Source organism: Streptomyces sp. TRD_SC_5 (genome assembly GCF_056836825.1).
Window position 1 is genome coordinate 1414960 of record NZ_JBWZZS010000001.1, and the last position, 16185, is coordinate 1431144.

Below are 16185 nucleotides of genomic sequence, written 5' to 3' on the forward strand. Positions count from 1 at the left end.
TCTCTGTCGCGCAAGCGACCGCGCATCGCTCAGGCCCGGCGTTTCTTGCCCTTCATCGATGCCCAGAGCATGTCGCCGAGTCCGACGATCACCACGGCGCCGATCAGCTGGAGCAGATGCCGGATCCAGTCGATTCCCTTGGTGTCGTCGACGCCGATCCCCGCGGCGACGGCGTTGCCGACGATGCTGCCGAGGATGCCGAAGACGACCGTCAGCCACAGCGGGATCTGCTGCTTGCCCGGGATGATCGCCTTGGCGAGCAGACCGAGGACCAGACCCACGATGATTGCCCACAACCAACTCATGTCGCCTCCTCATCGGCGCGGTGTGCGCATGTTCGCCCAGTCTCCGACGGCCGCGCGTACGGCGCATGCCGGACACCGCCATACGTGGTCCGGCGGTGGGCGGACACCCCGCTGAAGGACGCCCCGCTCTCGAAGGCGTCGCAGCGTCGGCGTACCGTGGAAGGCGTCCGGTCAGGGAGCGTCCGGCAGGGAAACGGGTGGTGCGACGTGATGCGGAAGAAGAGCGACGCCGAGGTCTTCCGGATCACCGGAGCCCGGCCGGCCCTGGCCGACGATGTGCGCGGGCGCCAGCGCCGGTACGTGATCTCGATGTCGGTACGGACCCTGGCCGTGATCCTGTCGGCCGTCCTGTGGAACGTGGAGCGGCACGTCGCGATCGTGGCCCTGGCGTTGGGGCTCCTTCTCCCTTACATTGCCGTGGTGATCGCCAACGGCGGCCGGGAGAACGCCTCTTCCCTGCCCTCGGCCAACATTCCGACGCCCGTGCGGCCGGCCCTGGAGAGTTCGCACGAACCGGCCGCACCGGAACCCGCGCCGGAGACGCCGGGCCAGGGCCGTGAGCAACAGCCGCATGAACACAGTTGATCCTGTTGCGGTCTGCAAAGCTCAAGAAAAGCTCAGATCAATCATGAAGTTCCGGTGCACCGCACCCCGTGTCGCGTGACATACTTCGTAGGCGCTCCGCATCCCCCGTCGGAGCGACGGACCGACGCCGGGCAGCTCCCCCCGTGGCTGCTCGGCGTCGCCCTTGTGACCTAGGGTTGAGTGCGTGAACTCCCCTGATTCCCTTCTTTTTCCCGGTTCGGCCGACGCCGGGGCCACTGTCTGCTCCGCCAAGGGCTGCCGTTCCGCCGCCGTGTGGGTTCTCGCCTGGAACAACCCGAAGCTCCACACGCCCGAGCGCCGCAAGACGTGGCTCGCGTGCGACGAGCACCGTGAGCACCTGTCCCAATTCCTTGGCGTACGCGGCTTCCTGAAGGACGTGGTGACGCTGGAGGAGTGGGCAGCCCGGTCAGCCTCCGATGGCTGACATCGGGCGGTCGGGCTGCAGGAAGGACGGGTCGTCGAGGCCGGAGCCCGCCTTCTTGCCCCACATCGCCAGCTTCCACAGCCGGGCGATCTCCTCGTCCGGAGCGCCGGAGCGCAGGGCGCCGCGCAGGTCGGACTCCTCGCGGGCGAACAGGCACGTGCGTACCTGACCGTCGGCGGTGAGCCTGGTCCGGTCGCAGGCCCGGCAGAACGGGCGCGTGACCGAGGCGATGACGCCGACGCGGTGCGGGCCGCCGTCGACGACCCAGCGCTCGGCGGGCGCCGAGCCGCGCTCGTCCTCGCCCTCCGCCGTGAGCGTGAAGCGGGTACGCAGCGACTCCAGGATGTCACCCGCGGTGATCATGCCGTCACGCTTCCAGCCGTGCTGGGCATCGAGCGGCATCTGCTCGATGAAGCGCATCTCGTACTCGTTCTCGACGGCCCAGGCGAGCAGGTCGGGGGCCTCGTCGTCATTGAGCCCCGGCATCAGTACGGCGTTGACCTTGACCGGGGTCAGGCCGGCGTCGCGGGCGGCGGCCATGCCGTCGATGACGTCGTGGTGGCGGTCGCGACGGGTCAGGGTCTTGAAGACGTCGGGGCGCAGGGTGTCGAGCGAGACATTGACCCGGTCCAGGCCGGCCGCCTTGAGGGCGGTCGCGGTGCGCTTGAGGCCGATTCCGTTGGTGGTGAGGGACATCTTGGGGCGCGGCGCGAGCGCGGCGCAGCGCTCGACTATCCCGACCAGTCCCGGGCGCAGCAGCGGCTCGCCGCCGGTGAACCGCACCTCGGTCACGCCGAGGTCGGTGACGGCAATGCCGATCAGCCGCACGATCTCGTCGTCCGTGAGCAGATCCGGCTTGGCCAGCCACTGCAGACCCTCCTCGGGCATGCAGTACGTACAGCGCAGATTGCAGCGGTCGGTGAGGGAAACGCGCAGGTCAGTGGCTACTCGGCCATAAGTGTCGATAAGCATCGTCGACCCACTCCCCGATCCGGATTCGTCCTTGATGAACGCTGTCGAGCCTACGCGACACCTCTGACAACAACAGGGGCCCGATGCCACGGGACCTGTGTGGCCGCGTCGTACGACTCTACGACGCGGCCACGGGGGCACAGCTGTGGGAAAGGTGGAGAGCGCGGGCCCTCAGTACGCTCAGTGCGCGCCGATGCCGGTGAGTGACTTGACCTCCAGCTCCGCGTACTTCCCCTTGTCCGGCTCGTCCTTGGACAGTACGGACCCGACCCAGCCGAGCAGGAAGCCGAGCGGGATCGAGATCAGCCCGGGGTTCTCCAGCGGGAACCACGCGAAGTCCACGCCCGGGAACATTGACGAGGGCTTGCCGGAGACGACCGGCGAGAACAGCACAAGGCCCACGGAGGCGGTCAGACCGCCGTAGATGGACCACAGGGCGCCCTGTGTCGTGAACTTCTTCCAGAAGAGGCTGTAGAGGATCGTCGGCAGGTTGGCGGACGCCGCCACCGCGAAGGCGAGAGCGACCAGGCCTGCCACGTTCAGGTCGCGGGCGAGCGCGCCCAGCGCGATGGAGACCACGCCGATGGCCACGGTCGCCCAGCGGGCGGCGCGTACCTCTTCCTTCTCGGTGGCCTTGCCGCGCCTGATGACGTTGGCGTAGATGTCGTGCGCGAACGATGACGAGGACGCCAGGGTGAGGCCGGCGACCACCGCGAGGATGGTGGCGAACGCGACGGCGGAGATCACGGCGAGCAGGATCGCGCCGCCCGCGGAGCCGGCGCCGCCGCCGATCTCCAGCGCGGCGAGCGGGGCCGCCGTATTGCCCGCCTTGTTGGAGGCGATGATGTCGCCGGGCTTGAGGAGCGCGGCGGCGCCGAAGCCGAGCACGATCGTCATCAGGTAGAAGGCGCCGATGATGCCGATCGCCCAGTTCACGGACTTACGGGCGGCCTTGGCCGTGGGGACGGTGTAGAAGCGGATCAGGATGTGCGGCAGGCCGGCGGTGCCCAGGACCAGGGCGATGCCGAGCGAGATGAAGTCGAGCTTCGAGGTGGCGGTGAGGCCGTACTTGAGGCCGGGCTCCAGGAACGCCGAGCCCTTGCCGCTGTTGGAGGCCGCCGTACCGAGCAGGTCGGACAGGTTGAAGTTGAACTTCAGCAGGATCAGGAAGGTGATCAGCAGTGTGCCCGCGATGAGCAGCACGGCCTTGACCATCTGGACCCAAGTGGTGCCCTTCATGCCGCCGATGGTGACGTACACGATCATCAGGATGCCGACGAGCGCGACGATGAGGATCTTGCCGGCGTCACTGGTGATGCCCAGGAGCAGTGAGACCAGTACGCCCGCGCCCGCCATCTGCGCGAGCAGGTAGAAGATCGACACGACGATGGTGGAGGTGCCCGCGGCGGTGCGCACGGGGCGCTGGCGCATGCGGTAGGCGAGGACGTCACCCATCGTGTAGCGGCCGGAGTTGCGCAGCGGTTCGGCGACGAGGAGCAGCGCGACCAGCCAGGCGACCAGGAAGCCGATGGAGTAGAGGAAGCCGTCGTAACCGAAGAGGGCGATGGCGCCCGCGATGCCGAGGAACGACGCGGCGGACATGTAGTCGCCGGAGATCGCGAGGCCGTTCTGGAAGCCGGTGAACTGGCGGCCGCCGGCGTAGAAGTCGGAGGCGCTCTTGGTCTGACGGCCCGCCCATACCGTGATGAACAGGGTGGCGATGACGAAGAGACCGAAGAGGGTGATGATCAGCGGCCGGTGCTCGCTGGCGTCACCGGCGGCGGCGAACTGGAGCGTGGTCGCCGTGGTCAGCGCGGGGCTCATGCGTCGCTCTCCAGACGGGACTTGATGGCCTCGGACTTCGGGTCGAGCTGCGTGGCGGCATGACGCGAGTAGAACCAGGCGATGAGGAAGGTGGTGGCGAACTGGGCGAGGCCGAGGACAAGGGCCACGTTGATGTTGCCGAAGAGCTTGGTGCCCATGAAGCCGCCCGCGTAGCTGGACAGCAGGACATACAGCAGATACCAGGCGATGAAGGCGATGGTCAGGGGGAAGGCGAAGGAACGGTGGGCACGGCGCAGTGCGCCGAACTCGGCGCTCTCCTGCACCTCGACGAACTCCTCTGTCGTGTGCCCTGTTCGGATCAGGCCCGTGCCGCCCTGGGGCGGTGGTGCATCGGTTGCCACGGAATCTCCTCGCGACGCGGGTGCGGTGGGGGTGGGTGTGTGTGGGTTGGACAAGATGACCTCACTGGTGGGGGGCGGTGTTGCTCGTCCCCCTGACAACGGCACGGATCGCATCACGACTCGGTTCGGCATCCGCCATTCTTTTCCCAACACGTTGATACGAACGCATGATCGGCGCTAGCTTCACTCGTCATGTACCCGCTCATGTGCACCCGCGCAGGGGCGGCTCTCACGGATGATGTGGAGAACCCATGGCTCATCTGGGATCCAGACGGCAGCGAACCCTCGCCCTGCCCGTCGGACTGGCTCTCACGGCTTCGCTCGGCTTCCTGCCCGGAGCGGCCGCCTCGGCCGCGCCGCTCGACGGCCCCGCCGTCGCGGCGTCCACCGCCACAGGACCGAAGCTGTCGTACGTGGTCAACACCAAGGCCGGCCACGGCACGAGCGCTGCGGTGAAGCGGGCGATCGCCAAGGCCGGTGGCACGGTGGTGAAGGCGTACGACCAGATCGGCGTCATCGTCGTCCACTCGCAGAACCCGGACTTCGGCAAGCAGATACGCAAGGCCAAGGGTGTCTCGTCGGCGGGCGCGACCCGCACCGCCCCGCTCACCCCGGTCGGCATCACCGAGGAAGGCACCACCCAGAAGCTGTCCGCGGCCGAGGCCGCGAAGGCGGAGGCCGCCGCGGCGCCGGGTCAGGAGCCGCTGGAGGCCAACCAGTGGGACATCCGCGCCATCGGCGCCGACAAGGCCGCCAAGGTCAATGACGGCAGCAGCAGGGTCACGGTCGGCGTGATCGACACCGGTGTCGACGACACGCACCCGGACCTCGCGCCGAACTTCTCCAAGTCCCAGTCGGCCAACTGCGTGGGCGGCGTCGCGGACTCCTCGGAGGGCGCCTGGCGTCCGTACGCCGACGGCAGTGACCACGGCACCCATGTCGCCGGTACGATCGCCGCTCCGCGCAACGGACTCGGCGTCGCCGGTGTCGCGCCGGGCGTGAAGCTCGCGGGCATCAAGGTGAGCGAGCCGGGCACCAGCCTCTTCTTCACCGAGGCGGTCGTCTGCGGCTTCGTCTGGGCCGCCGAGCACGACATCGACGTAACGAACAACAGCTATTACGTCGACCCGTGGATGTTCAACTGCAAGGACGACCCGGACCAGAAGGCGCTGCTCGACGCCCTCACGCGCGCGACGAAGTACGCGGAGCGCAAGGGCGCCCTGAACGTCGCGGCGGCGGGCAACTCGAACTTCGACCTGTCGGCCGACGAGATCCTCGACGACTCCAGCCCGAACGACAGCACCCCCGGCGACCGGATCATCGACCCGTCCGAGTGCCTTGACGTCCCGACCCAGCTGCCGGGCGTCATGACGGTCACCGCGACGGGCGACAAGAACGTCAAGTCGTACTACTCCAGTTACGGGTACGGCGTCGCCGACGTCGCGGCCCCCGGCGGCGACAAGTGGCAGATCCCGGCCACCCCGGACGCCAACGGCCGCGTCCTGTCGACCGTCCTGAACGGCGGCTACGGCTACAAGCAGGGCACCTCGATGGCCACCCCGCACGTCGCGGGCGTAGCCGCGCTGCTCAAGAGCGCGCACCCGAAGGCGAGCCCCGCGCAGCTCCAGCGGCTGCTCAAGAAGCAGGCGGACAACCCGGGCTGCCCGAGCCACGTCTACGACGCGGCCGGCAACTGGGTCGAGGCCACCACCTGCGAGGGCGGCAAGAACTACAACGGTTACTACGGCGCCGGTGTCGTCGACGCCCTCGACGCCGTCAAGAAGTGATCGTCCAAGGTCCCGCCCACTTACGCGAACCGGAGATTTCATGACGCCGCATCGCACCCAGCGGTCCCGCCGCACCGTGGCCATATCCGCCGGCATGGCCGTCACGGCCGCCCTCGCGTTCCTGCCGGGCACCGCGTCGGCCACCTCGGCCGACGCGCTCGGCGCGGTCGGCTCGGCCGACACCAGGCCGGCCGTGACCGAGGCCGTCGGCACGCCGCTGAGTTACGTGGTCAACGTACGTCCGGGCAAGGGCAATTCGGCCAAGGTGAAGAAGGCCATCGGCCGGGCCGGCGGCACGATCGTCCAGGCGTACGACCAGATCGGCGTGATCGTCGTCCACTCGTCGAACGACGGGTTCGCGAAGACGATGCGCAGGGTCAAGGGCGTCCAGTCGGCGGGTGCGACCCGCACGGCGCCGCTGCCGGCGCAGTCGACGAAGGACGTCGGCACGCCGAAGGCGCTCACCGCCGCGCAGGCGAAGGCGGCGTCCGCGGAAGCCGTCGCCGGTGAGGACCCGCTGCAGCCGTTGCAGTGGGACCTGCCCGCCATCAAGGCGGACAAGGCCCACGAGAAGACGCTGGGCAGCAGGGACGTCACGGTCGCCGTGATCGACACGGGCGTCGACGACACCCACCCGGACCTCGCGCCGAACTTCGACCGCGAGGCGTCGGTCAACTGCGTGACCGGCAAGCCCAACACGGCGGACGGCGCCTGGCGCCCGTCGGCCGAGGAAAGCCCGCACGGCACGCACGTGGCGGGCGAGATCGCCGCCGCGAAGAACGGCGTCGGCGTCACCGGTGTCGCGCCGGGCGTCAAGGTCTCGGGCATCAAGGTGTCCACGACGGCCGGCTTCTTCTACACGGAGTCGGTCGTCTGCGGCTTCGTGTGGGCGGCCGAGCACGGCGTCGATGTGACGAACAACAGCTATTACACCGACCCGTGGATGTTCAACTGCAAGGACGACCCGGACCAGAAGGCGCTCGTCGACGCCATCGTCCGGGCCTCGCGGTACGCCGAGAAGAAGGGCGCGGTGAACGTCGCCGCGGCCGGCAACTCGAACTACGATCTCGCGGCGGACTCGATCAATGACACGACGAGCCCGAACGACACCACGCCGGTGCCGCGCGACATCGACCCGAGCGAATGCCTCGACTCGCCGACGCAGCTGCCGGGCGTCGTCACCGTCGCCTCGACGGGTGCGAAGGGCCTCAAGTCGTCGTTCTCCAACTACGGTCACGGTGTCATCGACATCGCGGCTCCGGGCGGCGACAGCACGGCGTACCAGCGGCCCGCGCCTCCCGCGACGAGCGGCCTGATCCTGGGTCCGGTGCCGGGCGGCAAGTGGGGCTACATGGCCGGTACGTCGATGGCCTCCCCGCACGTCGCGGGTGTGGCGGCGCTCATCAAGAGCACGCATCCGCACGCGTCGGCGAAGCGCGTCAAGGCCCTCCTGGCGAGCCAGGCGGACGCTGCGCCGTGCACCGACCCGTACGACATCGACGGCGACGGCAAGATCGACGCGGTGTGCGAGGGCGGTAAGAACTACAACGGCTTCTACGGGGTCGGCATCGCCGACGCGCTGGACGCCGTGACGAAGAAGTAAGCAAGCGGTACGCGGAGAGCGGGCCGCCCGGACTCCATCCGGGCGGCCCGCTCCCATGTCACGGCGTCACGGCGTCACGGCGTCACGGCGTCACGGCGTCACGGCGTCACGGCTTGACGAGGACCTTGAGGGCCGTGCGTCCGTCCATCGCCTTGTAGCCCTCGGGCACGCCGTCGAGGCCGACGGTGACGTCGAAGACCGGCGACGGGTCGATCGTCCCGTCCAGGACGTCCGGCAGCAGTTCCGGGATGTACGCGCGCACGGGCGCCACTCCCCCGCGCAGGGCGACGTTCCGGTTGAACATGTCGCTCAGGTCGAGGCCGGTGCCGCTGCCGTGCGGGACGCCGACGTAACCGATCGCGCCGCCGTCGCGGGTGATCCCGACTGCCGTACGCATCGACTGCTCGGTGCCGACGGCCTCGATCACGGCATGCGCCCCCTGGCCGCCGGTGAGTTCCCGTACGGCCGCGACCGCCGCGTCGCCGCGCTCGGCGACGATGTCGGTGGCACCGAAGGTCTTCGCGATGTCGGTACGCGCCTGATGGCGGCCCAGCGCGATGATCCGCTCGGCCCCGAGCCGCTTGGCGGCCAGTACCCCGCACAGCCCGACCGCGCCGTCGCCGACGACCGCGACCGTCGAGCCGCGCCGTACGCCCGCGCCGACAGCGGCGTGGTGTCCGGTGCCCAGTACGTCGGAGAGGGCGAGCAGCGCGGTCAGCAGCCGGTCGTCGGAGGCCGCGGCAGCCGGGAGCTTGACCAGCGTGCCGTCGGCGAAGGGCACCCGGACGGCCTCGCCCTGCCCGCCGTCGGAGCCCACCGAACCCCAGAAGCCGCCCTGCAGGCATGAGGTCTGGAGCCCTTCGGCGCAGTACTCGCACGACCCGTCGGACCACACGAAGGGCGCGACCACGAGATCGCCGGGCACGAACCCTGCGACCCGGGAACCGGCCTCCTCGACCACACCCAGGAACTCGTGCCCGATGCGCTGTCCGGGCTGCCGGGCGGACTCGCCCCGGTAGGCCCAGAGGTCGCTGCCACAGATGCAGGCGCGCAGCACCCGTACGACCACGTCAGTGGGTTCCTGGACCCGCGGATCCGGCACCTCCTCCACGCGGATGTCGTGCGGTGCATGGATGACGGTGGCGCGCATGGGGTGGTTCCTCGGTGCTCAGACGGTTGTACGGCCTTCACGGTACGCCGATGGGGTGGCCGCGACCTCTTCCCGCCCCAGCACGCCCCTGACCAGCAGAAACTGCGCGGCGACGTAGGTGAGCATGATCCAGAAGTCGGGGGCGGGCAGCTGGGGCCACTCGGCGACGCCGGTGGCGATGAGGGTGTCGGAGAGGAGGAAGAGTGCGCCGCCGAGTCCGGCGTACAGGCCGATGCCGCTCGCTCGCCAGGCCATGGCGGTGAGCAGCAGGCTGTACCCGGCGACCGGGATGCGCAGGTCGGCGGGGAGGTCGGGCCACAGGAGGGCGACCGTGGTGAGGAGGGCTACGGCGTACCCGGCGCCGAGGAGCGTGGACGTACGACTACGTCCGAACAGCACGAGATAGCAGACGTGACCGGCGGCGAAGGAACCCATGCCGACGAGGAAGGCCCAGTCCGCGTCGGCGAGCAGGAAGACATCGCCGCCCCAGCCGAAGAGCAGCGCGGCGATCAGCAGACGCGGCGCGCCGCGCACGGCCGCGTACGCCGCGAGGAGCGGCATCAGCAGCGGCTTGGCGATCATGTGGCCGGGGTCGGCCCCGGCGACGAGCGAGCCGAGGTCGGCGAGCGCCGCGACCCCGAAGGCGACAAGGAGCCCCCGCTCCCAGCCCGCCCGCCGGCCGGGGCGGGCGCCGTCGCCGGGGCGGGCGCCGTCGCCGGGGCGGGCGCCGTCGCCGGGGCGGGCGCCGGGCGTGGCCGTGGCGCTCACGCGGTGCGTCCCGCGGCGGCTTCCTGCGTCGGCCCGGTTGCTTGCGGCCCCGCCGGGTGGCGCGGCTGCCAGCCCGGGCCGCCGAAGACCCGGCCCGCGCGCTCGCCCCAGGTGGTGGCCGCCCGGACGTCGCGGGCGATGGCGGCGTACTCGTGGGTGGCGACGCGCAGCGGGTTGTAGGTCTCGATGTTCTTGGTCAGGCCGTAGACGGGCCGCTCGGTCTCGGCCGCGAAGGAACGGAAGAGCCGGTCCCAGAGGATCAGGATGCCGCCGAAATTCCGGTCCAGGTATCCGCCTTGGGAGGCGTGGTGGACGCGGTGGTGGGAGGGAGTGTTCAGGACGTACTCGAAGGGGCGCGGCAGCTTGCCGACACGCTCGGTGTGCACCCAGAACTGGTAGACGAGGTTCGCGGAGGAGCAGAACGCGAGCGCGGCCGGGTGCACGCCGCACGCGATCAGTGGCAGGTAGAACGGCCAGACGGTGAGGCTCGTCCAGGGCTGGCGCAGGGCGGTGGTGAGGTTGAACTTGCGGCTGGAGTGGTGGACGACGTGGCAGGCCCACAGGATGCGGATGACGTGGTGGCCCCGGTGGGACCAGTAGTAGAAGAAGTCCTGCGCGAGCAGCATCAGCGGAATCGTCCACCACAGGAGCGGGACGCGGGCGGGCGTCAGCTCGTATACCGCCATGTAGATCGCGACAATCGGGATCTTCCACAGCAAGTCGAACCCGATGCTGCCGAGCCCCATGCCGACGCTGGTGACGGCGTCCTTGGTCTCGTACCCGGCGGCGTCCTCGTCGGGATGCAGGCGGTAGCTCACGATCTCCAGGACGGTGAGCAGGACGAAGGCCGGTATCGACCACAGCACGACATCGGGCAGGTTCGGCATGACGGCACGATAGAGGCGCAGGTGAGGGCTCCGCTAGGGGTTGTTACCGACAAGTATGCGAGACGGCCTGTCAGCGGGGTGCGCGATACGGAATTCGGCCTCTTCCGTGACGGTCGTCCGGCATACGATGCAGGTCCGCCGACACCCGTTCCGGTTCCGGGGAGGAACACCCTTGCAGGGCCCAGAAGTTGTCCTCGCCCGGCTCGCGGGAACGGTCGCCGGCGCGGCGGCCAAGTCCCTCCTGTTTCCCCGCCCGGGCGCCGGCCTGGGCTGAGCATCGCGGGCGACATGCAAGGTGAGCAGATGGCCCGACGAAGTCCTCCGGTCCGGCTGACCGTTCTGCAGATGATCGACCAGTCCGCCCTCGACCTCGGCACTGTGGTGCATCACCAGGACGTGAGCAGGTTGCACCTGGGAAGGTCAATACGACCGTGCATGGAGCGGAGCTTTCCCTCCGGAACGGCTCGCCCACCAAAACTAGACCCCCGCCGCGCCCAGCAACGACCCCGCCCCGTACGTCACAGCCATCGCCAGCGCCCCGCCCGCCATGTTCCGCAGCACCGCCGGCCGTGGCGGCGCGGCGCCCAGGCGGGCGCTGCTCCAGCCCGTCAGGGCCAGGGCGACCAGGACCGAGACGACCGTGACCAGGAGCCGCCACGACGGGGGCGGGAGGGTGATCGCCAGGAGCGGGAGCAGCGCGCCCACCGTGAAGGCGACGAAGCTGGCGGCCGCCGCGTGCCAGGGGTTGGTGAGGTCCTCGGGGTCGATACCGAGCTCCACGCGCGCGTGGGCGCGCAAAGCGTCGCGTTCGGTGAGCTGCTGGGCGGCCTCGCGGGCCACGTCCTCGGACAGGCCGCGGGCCGCCAACAGGTCGGTCAGCTCCGCCAGTTCGGCCTCGGGCTCCTCCCGCAGCTCACGCCGTTCCTGCGCCAGCGCCGCCTCCTCCGAGTCGCGCTGCGTCGACACCGATACGTACTCCCCCGCCGCCATCGACATGGACCCGGCCAGCAGTCCGGCGAGGCCCGCCGTCAGGAGCACGGACCGGTCGTCCGTCGCCCCGGCGACGCCGACGACGATGCCGGCGGTCGAGACGATGCCGTCGTTGGCCCCGAGCACCCCGGCGCGCAGCCAGTTCAGGCGCGCGCCGAGGGCTCCGCCGTGGGCTTCGTCATGAGTCTGCTCAGTCACCCGGGGAGGGTCTCACCCGTTCCGTCACCAGACGCGTACCGACCCGCCCGGTGCGAAGGCCGGACTCGTCGCGTCGGGCGGGATCGTGGTGAGCGGCTGGGCGATCTCGTCCACCAGCGGGCCGGCTTTCGCCGCGATCGCGTCGAGCAGACCGAGGTCGAAGCCGTACACGCGGGCCGCGTTCCCGCCCACCATGGCCGCGATCTCCTCCCTCGGCAGTCCGGCGTACGCGATCCTCAGACCCTCGCGGGAGTACGGCGCCGTACCTTCGTCGTGGGGATAGTCGCTGCCCCACATGATCTTGTCGAGGCCGATACGGTCGCGCAGCGGCACCTCGTGCGGGCGCATGAAGCTCGCGCCGACGTAGCAGTTGTCGCGCCAGACCTCACCCGGACTGCTGCCCATCGAATCCGCCAGCCCGGCGCCGAATTTCGACTCGGCGGTGGAAGCGCGGGTCGCTGCCGCCACCAGACGGGAATGGTAGTAGTCCAGCATCTCGATCACGCCCGGGATCCAGCCGGAGCCCTGTTCGGTGAGCACCAGCCTCAGGCCCGGGTGGCGCCGGAAGGCTCCACCGAACATCAGGTGCCACAGCACCCGGTGTGAGAACCACGTCGTCTCCACCATGAAGACGGCGCGGGCGGCCGGTTCGTCGCCCAGGGGCGGGGAGGCCGACCCGCCGTGGTGGTTGACGGGGACCTCCAGCTCCTCACACACCGCCCAGATCGGGTCGTACGTCCGCGAGTAGAGCTCGGGTATGCCGGAACCCGGCGGCGCGCCCGGCAGCAGGACGCCTCCGGTGAGGCCCGCGTCCTTGGTGCGGCGGATCTCGCGCACCGCCTCGTCGACGTCGTTGAGGAGGATCTGCGCGACGCCGGCGCGACGCCCCGGCGCGGCCTCGCAGAAATCGGCCAGCCAGCGGTTGTGCGCGCGCAGACCGGCCCATCGCTGCTCGAGCTCCTGCCGGGTCGGCACGGGCGCCATCAGGGAAGCACTGGGAAAGAAGGGCGGGATGGTGTTCGGAAACACCACTTCCGCCACGACACCGTCCGCCTCCAGCTCGGCGAGGCGGCGCGCGGAGTTCCAGTTGCGGTCGGCGGTGTCGGCGAGGAGGTCCTCGTACGGGTTGACGTACGTCGCCGCCCAGGCGTCGAAGTCGTCGTGGTGGCGCTTCTCCAAGTACGGCTTGTAGTCCAGGAGGTCGGCGCCCGCGTGGCAGTCGGCGGTGATGACGGTGTAACGGTCGGTCGTGCGGTTGGTCGTCCGGTTGGTCGTCCGGTTGGTCGTCCGGTCGGTCGTCCGGTCGGTCATGGCGAAACTCCCAGCTGAGGGAAGTCGTGGTCGGTCAGCCAGTGCCGCCCCACCTCGCGCGACCTCGCCCACGACGCCTCGACGGGCCCCTGGTCGTCCGGCTGGCCGAGTTCCTCGGGCGTGGGGCCGATGCGGCGCGCGAGCGGGGTGAGCTTCGCTGTGTCGAAGCCGAAGACGTCGGCCGCCGCCACGCCGAGGATGCGGCGGGTCTCGTCGACGGGGATGTCGTGGAAGGTTCGCTTCAGCCACGCGCGCGTGTCGGGCCAGGTGCCCTCGGGGTGCGGGAAGTCGCTGCCCCACAGGATGTTGTCCACACCGATCTCGTAGCGCTGGGCGAGTTCGCGGCGCTTGGTGTTGGTGGCGCAGATGAAGACCTGCCGGTCCAGGTACTCACTCGGCGGCCGCTTCAGCTCGGCAAAGGGGGAGAGTTTCTTGCCGCCGTGCGCGCCGAGGTACAGCCGATCCATGAACCACAGCTGGTTCGGCAGCCACCAGCAGCCGGACTCCGCGACGCCGAACCTCAGCCCCGGGTGGCGCTCGAAGACGCCCGACCAGAGCAGGAACCACAGCGGCCTGGCCGGCCACCACGTCACCTCGGAGACGTAGATGCCGAGGTGGTCGCCGTACTCGTGGCGCGGCGCGGCTCCCGAGTGCGTCACGACCGGCATCCGCGTCTCGGCCGCCGCCGCCCACACCGGGTCGTAACGGCGGTCGTGGTACGGCGCCTTGTCGACCCACATCGAAGGGATCATCAGCGCGCCGAGCCCGGACTCCTTGGCCCGGTGGATCTCGGCGACGACCTTCTCCACCTCGCCCGTGATGGGCAGCAGCGCCACGCCGCAGTGCCGTTCGGGGTTGCGCGCCACGAATTCCGCGAGCCACCTGTTGTGCGCCTGCGCGCCCGCCATGCCCAGGCGCGGGTCCTGGTCCCCGGAGAGGCCGAGGCCGACTCCGAAGGGCGCGGCGGTCCGGCTGTCGACGGCATCGGCGTCGGGGAAGACGACCTCGGCCGCCACCCCGTCGCCGTCCAGCTCCTTGAGGCGCTGGGCGGTGTCCCAGCCGCCCCGCAGTCCCTCCTCGTTGTCGTGGAACCACTTGGCGGCGAAGGCCTCGTTGCGTACGCCGAGGCGTGTCATCTCCTCGCGGCGGGCGTCCCGCTGTCCGAGGAAGTCGTCGAAGTCCCGGTGGAAGGCGCTGTCCAGGTAGGGCCGGTACTGCTCGGTCGGCAGACCGGCGTGGCAGTCGGAGGAGATGATCAGGTACGGGTCACGGTCGCTCTGTTCTGTCATCGTGTGTCCCCCTCAGTCGAGAGTGTCGAGAATGAAGCTCTCCAGGTACGTCGGATCGGAGCGGTCGAGCATCGACTGCGACCTGGCGCGGATCTGCCGGTCGCTGTGCTCGCTGGCCGGAAGCATCCAGAAGCGGTCCGCGGTTATCCCGTCCACGACGGTCCCGGCAACGTCCTCGACCGGCGTGAACTCGATCGCGTGCCCCGCCTTCCCCATCGCCGTCTCCCACTGCCCGAGACTGCGGTACGGCGTCTTGCGCGGCCGTTCCTTGGCATAGCGCGCGGGCCGGTTGCGGTGCGACTCCCACAGCCCCGTACGGAGCATGTGCGGTCCGGGGAACAGCACCGACGCGCTCACGGGAACGTTCTCCGCCCGCAGATGGGCGTACAGCGACTCGGTCATCGTCACGACGGCCGCCTTGGTGACGGCGTACACGGACGCGGTCGGCAGCGGGGCGATCCCGCCGTCCCCCGAGGACGTGTTGACGACGTGCCCGGGTTCGCCGCCCTCGATCATCCGCGGAACGAACGCCTGGATGCCGTGGAAGACGCCCCACACGTTCACCGCGAACGCCCACTTCCAGTCGTTCACCTCGTGCTCCCACATGCGGCCCTCGGCGCCGGAGCCGACCCCCGCGTTGTTGCACAGCACGTGCACCGCTCCGAAGGTGTCGTACGCCGCGTCCGCGAGCGCGGTGACGGACTCCCGTTCGCTGACGTCGACGACGCACGCGAGCACCTGCGCGCCTTGCGCCCGGAGTTCGGAAGCGGCCTTCTCCAGCGCCTCCTCCTCCACATCGGCGAGTACGACCTTGAGCCCCTCGGCGGCGAACCGGCGCACCATCGCGAGCCCGATGCCGCTCGCCGCGCCCGTGACGACGGCGACCTGCCCCTCCCGCAGCCGCATCAGACGCTCCCCTCCGGCGGGCCGTCGAGGATCTGCTGCGGGTCGTCGTAGCGCTGGTGGATGTACGGGAGCAGCGCCTGCGCGCTCACCCGCTCCACCACGCGCCCCTTCTGGTCGGTGGTCTTCTCGCCGACGGTGATCTCCACGACGCGGCGTACGGGCAGATCGGCGATCGGGTCGTACATCGACTCGCGCAGCACCACGTCGCCGGTGATCCGCTCCAGCTTGCGCACCTTCTCGTTGCGGACGCAGTGCACGAGGACGGGGTCGGCGTCGAAGCCCCGGCCGTCCACCGCCGGCAGGAACTTGAAGTAGAAGTCCACCTTCTCCGTCGGCTCGGGCAGCGGCAGCGGTCCCTCGACCGCGCCGCGCACCTCGACGAAGGCGATGCCGTGGCGGGCGAGCGCAGCCCGTACGACGAGGCCGTCGCGGTCGACGGTGACCTCGCCGAGCTTCTTCGGCTCACCGAAGACCTCGCGGCCGCCGATCAGGGCCCGTTCGTGGGTCATCGGCATGACGAGGGGGTACCAGCCGGTGATGCCGTCATGGACGGCGGCGACGGACACCGAGCCGGCGCCCAGCGGATAGCCCGGCAGATCGACCTTGCTGATGTTGGCCCGTACGAGCGGCCGCTCGGCGGGCTTGAGCGGCGGCGGCAGTACGGCCGCCACCGCGTCCGGGTCGCTCTCCCAGAGGGCCACCACACCGGTGGACCAGATGTCGGGGAGCCTGGAACTCGCTTCGCGCGCCGCCGCGATCTCGGCCTCGGTCCGTGCGCCGTACCGTACGCGTGCCATGTCGTA

16 protein-coding genes are annotated in these 16185 nt (G+C 70.0%); 4 read left to right on the forward strand and 12 right to left on the reverse strand.

What is annotated here, in order from left to right:
- Positions 1 to 29: 29 nt before the first annotated feature.
- Positions 30 to 305, reverse strand: a complete 276-nt coding sequence (locus AC1P0E_RS06615) for a GlsB/YeaQ/YmgE family stress response membrane protein (protein ID WP_482741207.1) — start codon at positions 303 to 305, stop codon at positions 30 to 32.
- 210 nt (positions 306 to 515) lie between these two features.
- On the opposite strand from AC1P0E_RS06615, the gene AC1P0E_RS06620 reads away from it, so the two are divergent.
- Both AC1P0E_RS06620 and AC1P0E_RS06625 read left to right on the forward strand, forming a co-directional pair.
- Positions 516 to 890, forward strand: a complete 375-nt coding sequence (locus AC1P0E_RS06620; RefSeq protein WP_482741208.1) for a DUF3099 domain-containing protein — start codon at positions 516 to 518, stop codon at positions 888 to 890.
- A gap of 184 nt (positions 891 to 1074) precedes the next feature.
- Positions 1075 to 1335 carry a hypothetical protein gene (locus tag AC1P0E_RS06625; protein WP_482741209.1) on the forward strand — a complete coding sequence of 87 codons (261 nt, stop codon included), beginning with the start codon at positions 1075 to 1077 and terminating at the stop codon, positions 1333 to 1335.
- Here AC1P0E_RS06625 and moaA read toward each other — a convergent pair.
- The 3 genes from moaA to AC1P0E_RS06640 form a co-directional block, all read right to left on the reverse strand.
- A complete protein-coding gene (moaA, locus tag AC1P0E_RS06630; RefSeq protein ID WP_452807265.1) occupies positions 1318 to 2307 on the reverse strand; it encodes a GTP 3',8-cyclase MoaA in 990 nt (329 codons plus the stop codon). The genes AC1P0E_RS06625 and moaA overlap by 18 nt on opposite strands.
- A gap of 180 nt (positions 2308 to 2487) precedes the next feature.
- Positions 2488 to 4131, reverse strand: coding sequence for a solute symporter family protein (locus AC1P0E_RS06635; protein WP_482741210.1), 1644 nt, complete (start codon positions 4129 to 4131; stop codon positions 2488 to 2490).
- A complete protein-coding gene (locus AC1P0E_RS06640) occupies positions 4128 to 4493 on the reverse strand; it encodes a DUF485 domain-containing protein (protein ID WP_482741211.1) in 366 nt (121 codons plus the stop codon). The genes AC1P0E_RS06635 and AC1P0E_RS06640 overlap by 4 nt, the downstream gene beginning before the upstream one ends.
- A 251-nt stretch (positions 4494 to 4744) precedes the next feature.
- On the opposite strand from AC1P0E_RS06640, the gene AC1P0E_RS06645 reads away from it, so the two are divergent.
- Both AC1P0E_RS06645 and AC1P0E_RS06650 read left to right on the forward strand, forming a co-directional pair.
- Entirely contained in the window at positions 4745 to 6280 is a 1536-nt protein-coding gene (locus AC1P0E_RS06645) for a S8 family peptidase (protein WP_482741212.1), read from the forward strand.
- A gap of 40 nt (positions 6281 to 6320) precedes the next feature.
- Complete coding sequence (locus AC1P0E_RS06650) at positions 6321 to 7883, forward strand: S8 family peptidase (protein WP_482741213.1); 1563 nt, start codon at positions 6321 to 6323, stop codon at positions 7881 to 7883.
- Positions 7884 to 7989: 106 nt separating this feature from the next.
- Here the strand turns inward: AC1P0E_RS06650 and AC1P0E_RS06655 are convergent, their stop codons facing one another.
- From AC1P0E_RS06655 to AC1P0E_RS06690, 8 genes are all read right to left on the reverse strand, one after another.
- A complete protein-coding gene (locus tag AC1P0E_RS06655; RefSeq protein ID WP_482741214.1) occupies positions 7990 to 9033 on the reverse strand; it encodes a zinc-dependent alcohol dehydrogenase family protein in 1044 nt (347 codons plus the stop codon).
- 18 nt (positions 9034 to 9051) lie between these two features.
- Positions 9052 to 9801 (reverse strand): lysoplasmalogenase, encoded by a 750-nt coding sequence (locus tag AC1P0E_RS06660; RefSeq protein ID WP_482741215.1) that lies wholly within the window; start codon positions 9799 to 9801, stop codon positions 9052 to 9054.
- Positions 9798 to 10688: a sterol desaturase family protein gene (locus AC1P0E_RS06665; RefSeq protein ID WP_482741216.1), complete on the reverse strand. Its 891-nt coding sequence runs from the start codon at positions 10686 to 10688 to the stop codon at positions 9798 to 9800. Before AC1P0E_RS06665 ends, AC1P0E_RS06660 begins: the two co-directional genes overlap by 4 nt.
- Before the next feature lie 477 nt (positions 10689 to 11165).
- Positions 11166 to 11876, reverse strand: coding sequence for a VIT1/CCC1 transporter family protein (locus AC1P0E_RS06670; protein WP_482741217.1), 711 nt, complete (start codon positions 11874 to 11876; stop codon positions 11166 to 11168).
- A 24-nt stretch (positions 11877 to 11900) separates the two neighbouring features.
- A complete protein-coding gene (locus AC1P0E_RS06675) occupies positions 11901 to 13187 on the reverse strand; it encodes an amidohydrolase family protein (protein ID WP_482741218.1) in 1287 nt (428 codons plus the stop codon).
- Positions 13184 to 14476: an amidohydrolase family protein gene (locus AC1P0E_RS06680; RefSeq protein WP_482741219.1), complete on the reverse strand. Its 1293-nt coding sequence runs from the start codon at positions 14474 to 14476 to the stop codon at positions 13184 to 13186. The genes AC1P0E_RS06675 and AC1P0E_RS06680 overlap by 4 nt, the downstream gene beginning before the upstream one ends.
- A 12-nt stretch (positions 14477 to 14488) precedes the next feature.
- Positions 14489 to 15382 carry an SDR family NAD(P)-dependent oxidoreductase gene (locus AC1P0E_RS06685; RefSeq protein WP_482741220.1) on the reverse strand — a complete coding sequence of 298 codons (894 nt, stop codon included), beginning with the start codon at positions 15380 to 15382 and terminating at the stop codon, positions 14489 to 14491.
- Positions 15382 to 16179 (reverse strand): acetoacetate decarboxylase family protein, encoded by a 798-nt coding sequence (locus tag AC1P0E_RS06690; protein WP_482741221.1) that lies wholly within the window; start codon positions 16177 to 16179, stop codon positions 15382 to 15384. Before AC1P0E_RS06690 ends, AC1P0E_RS06685 begins: the two co-directional genes overlap by 1 nt.
- Between the last annotated feature and the right edge of the window lie 6 nt (positions 16180 to 16185).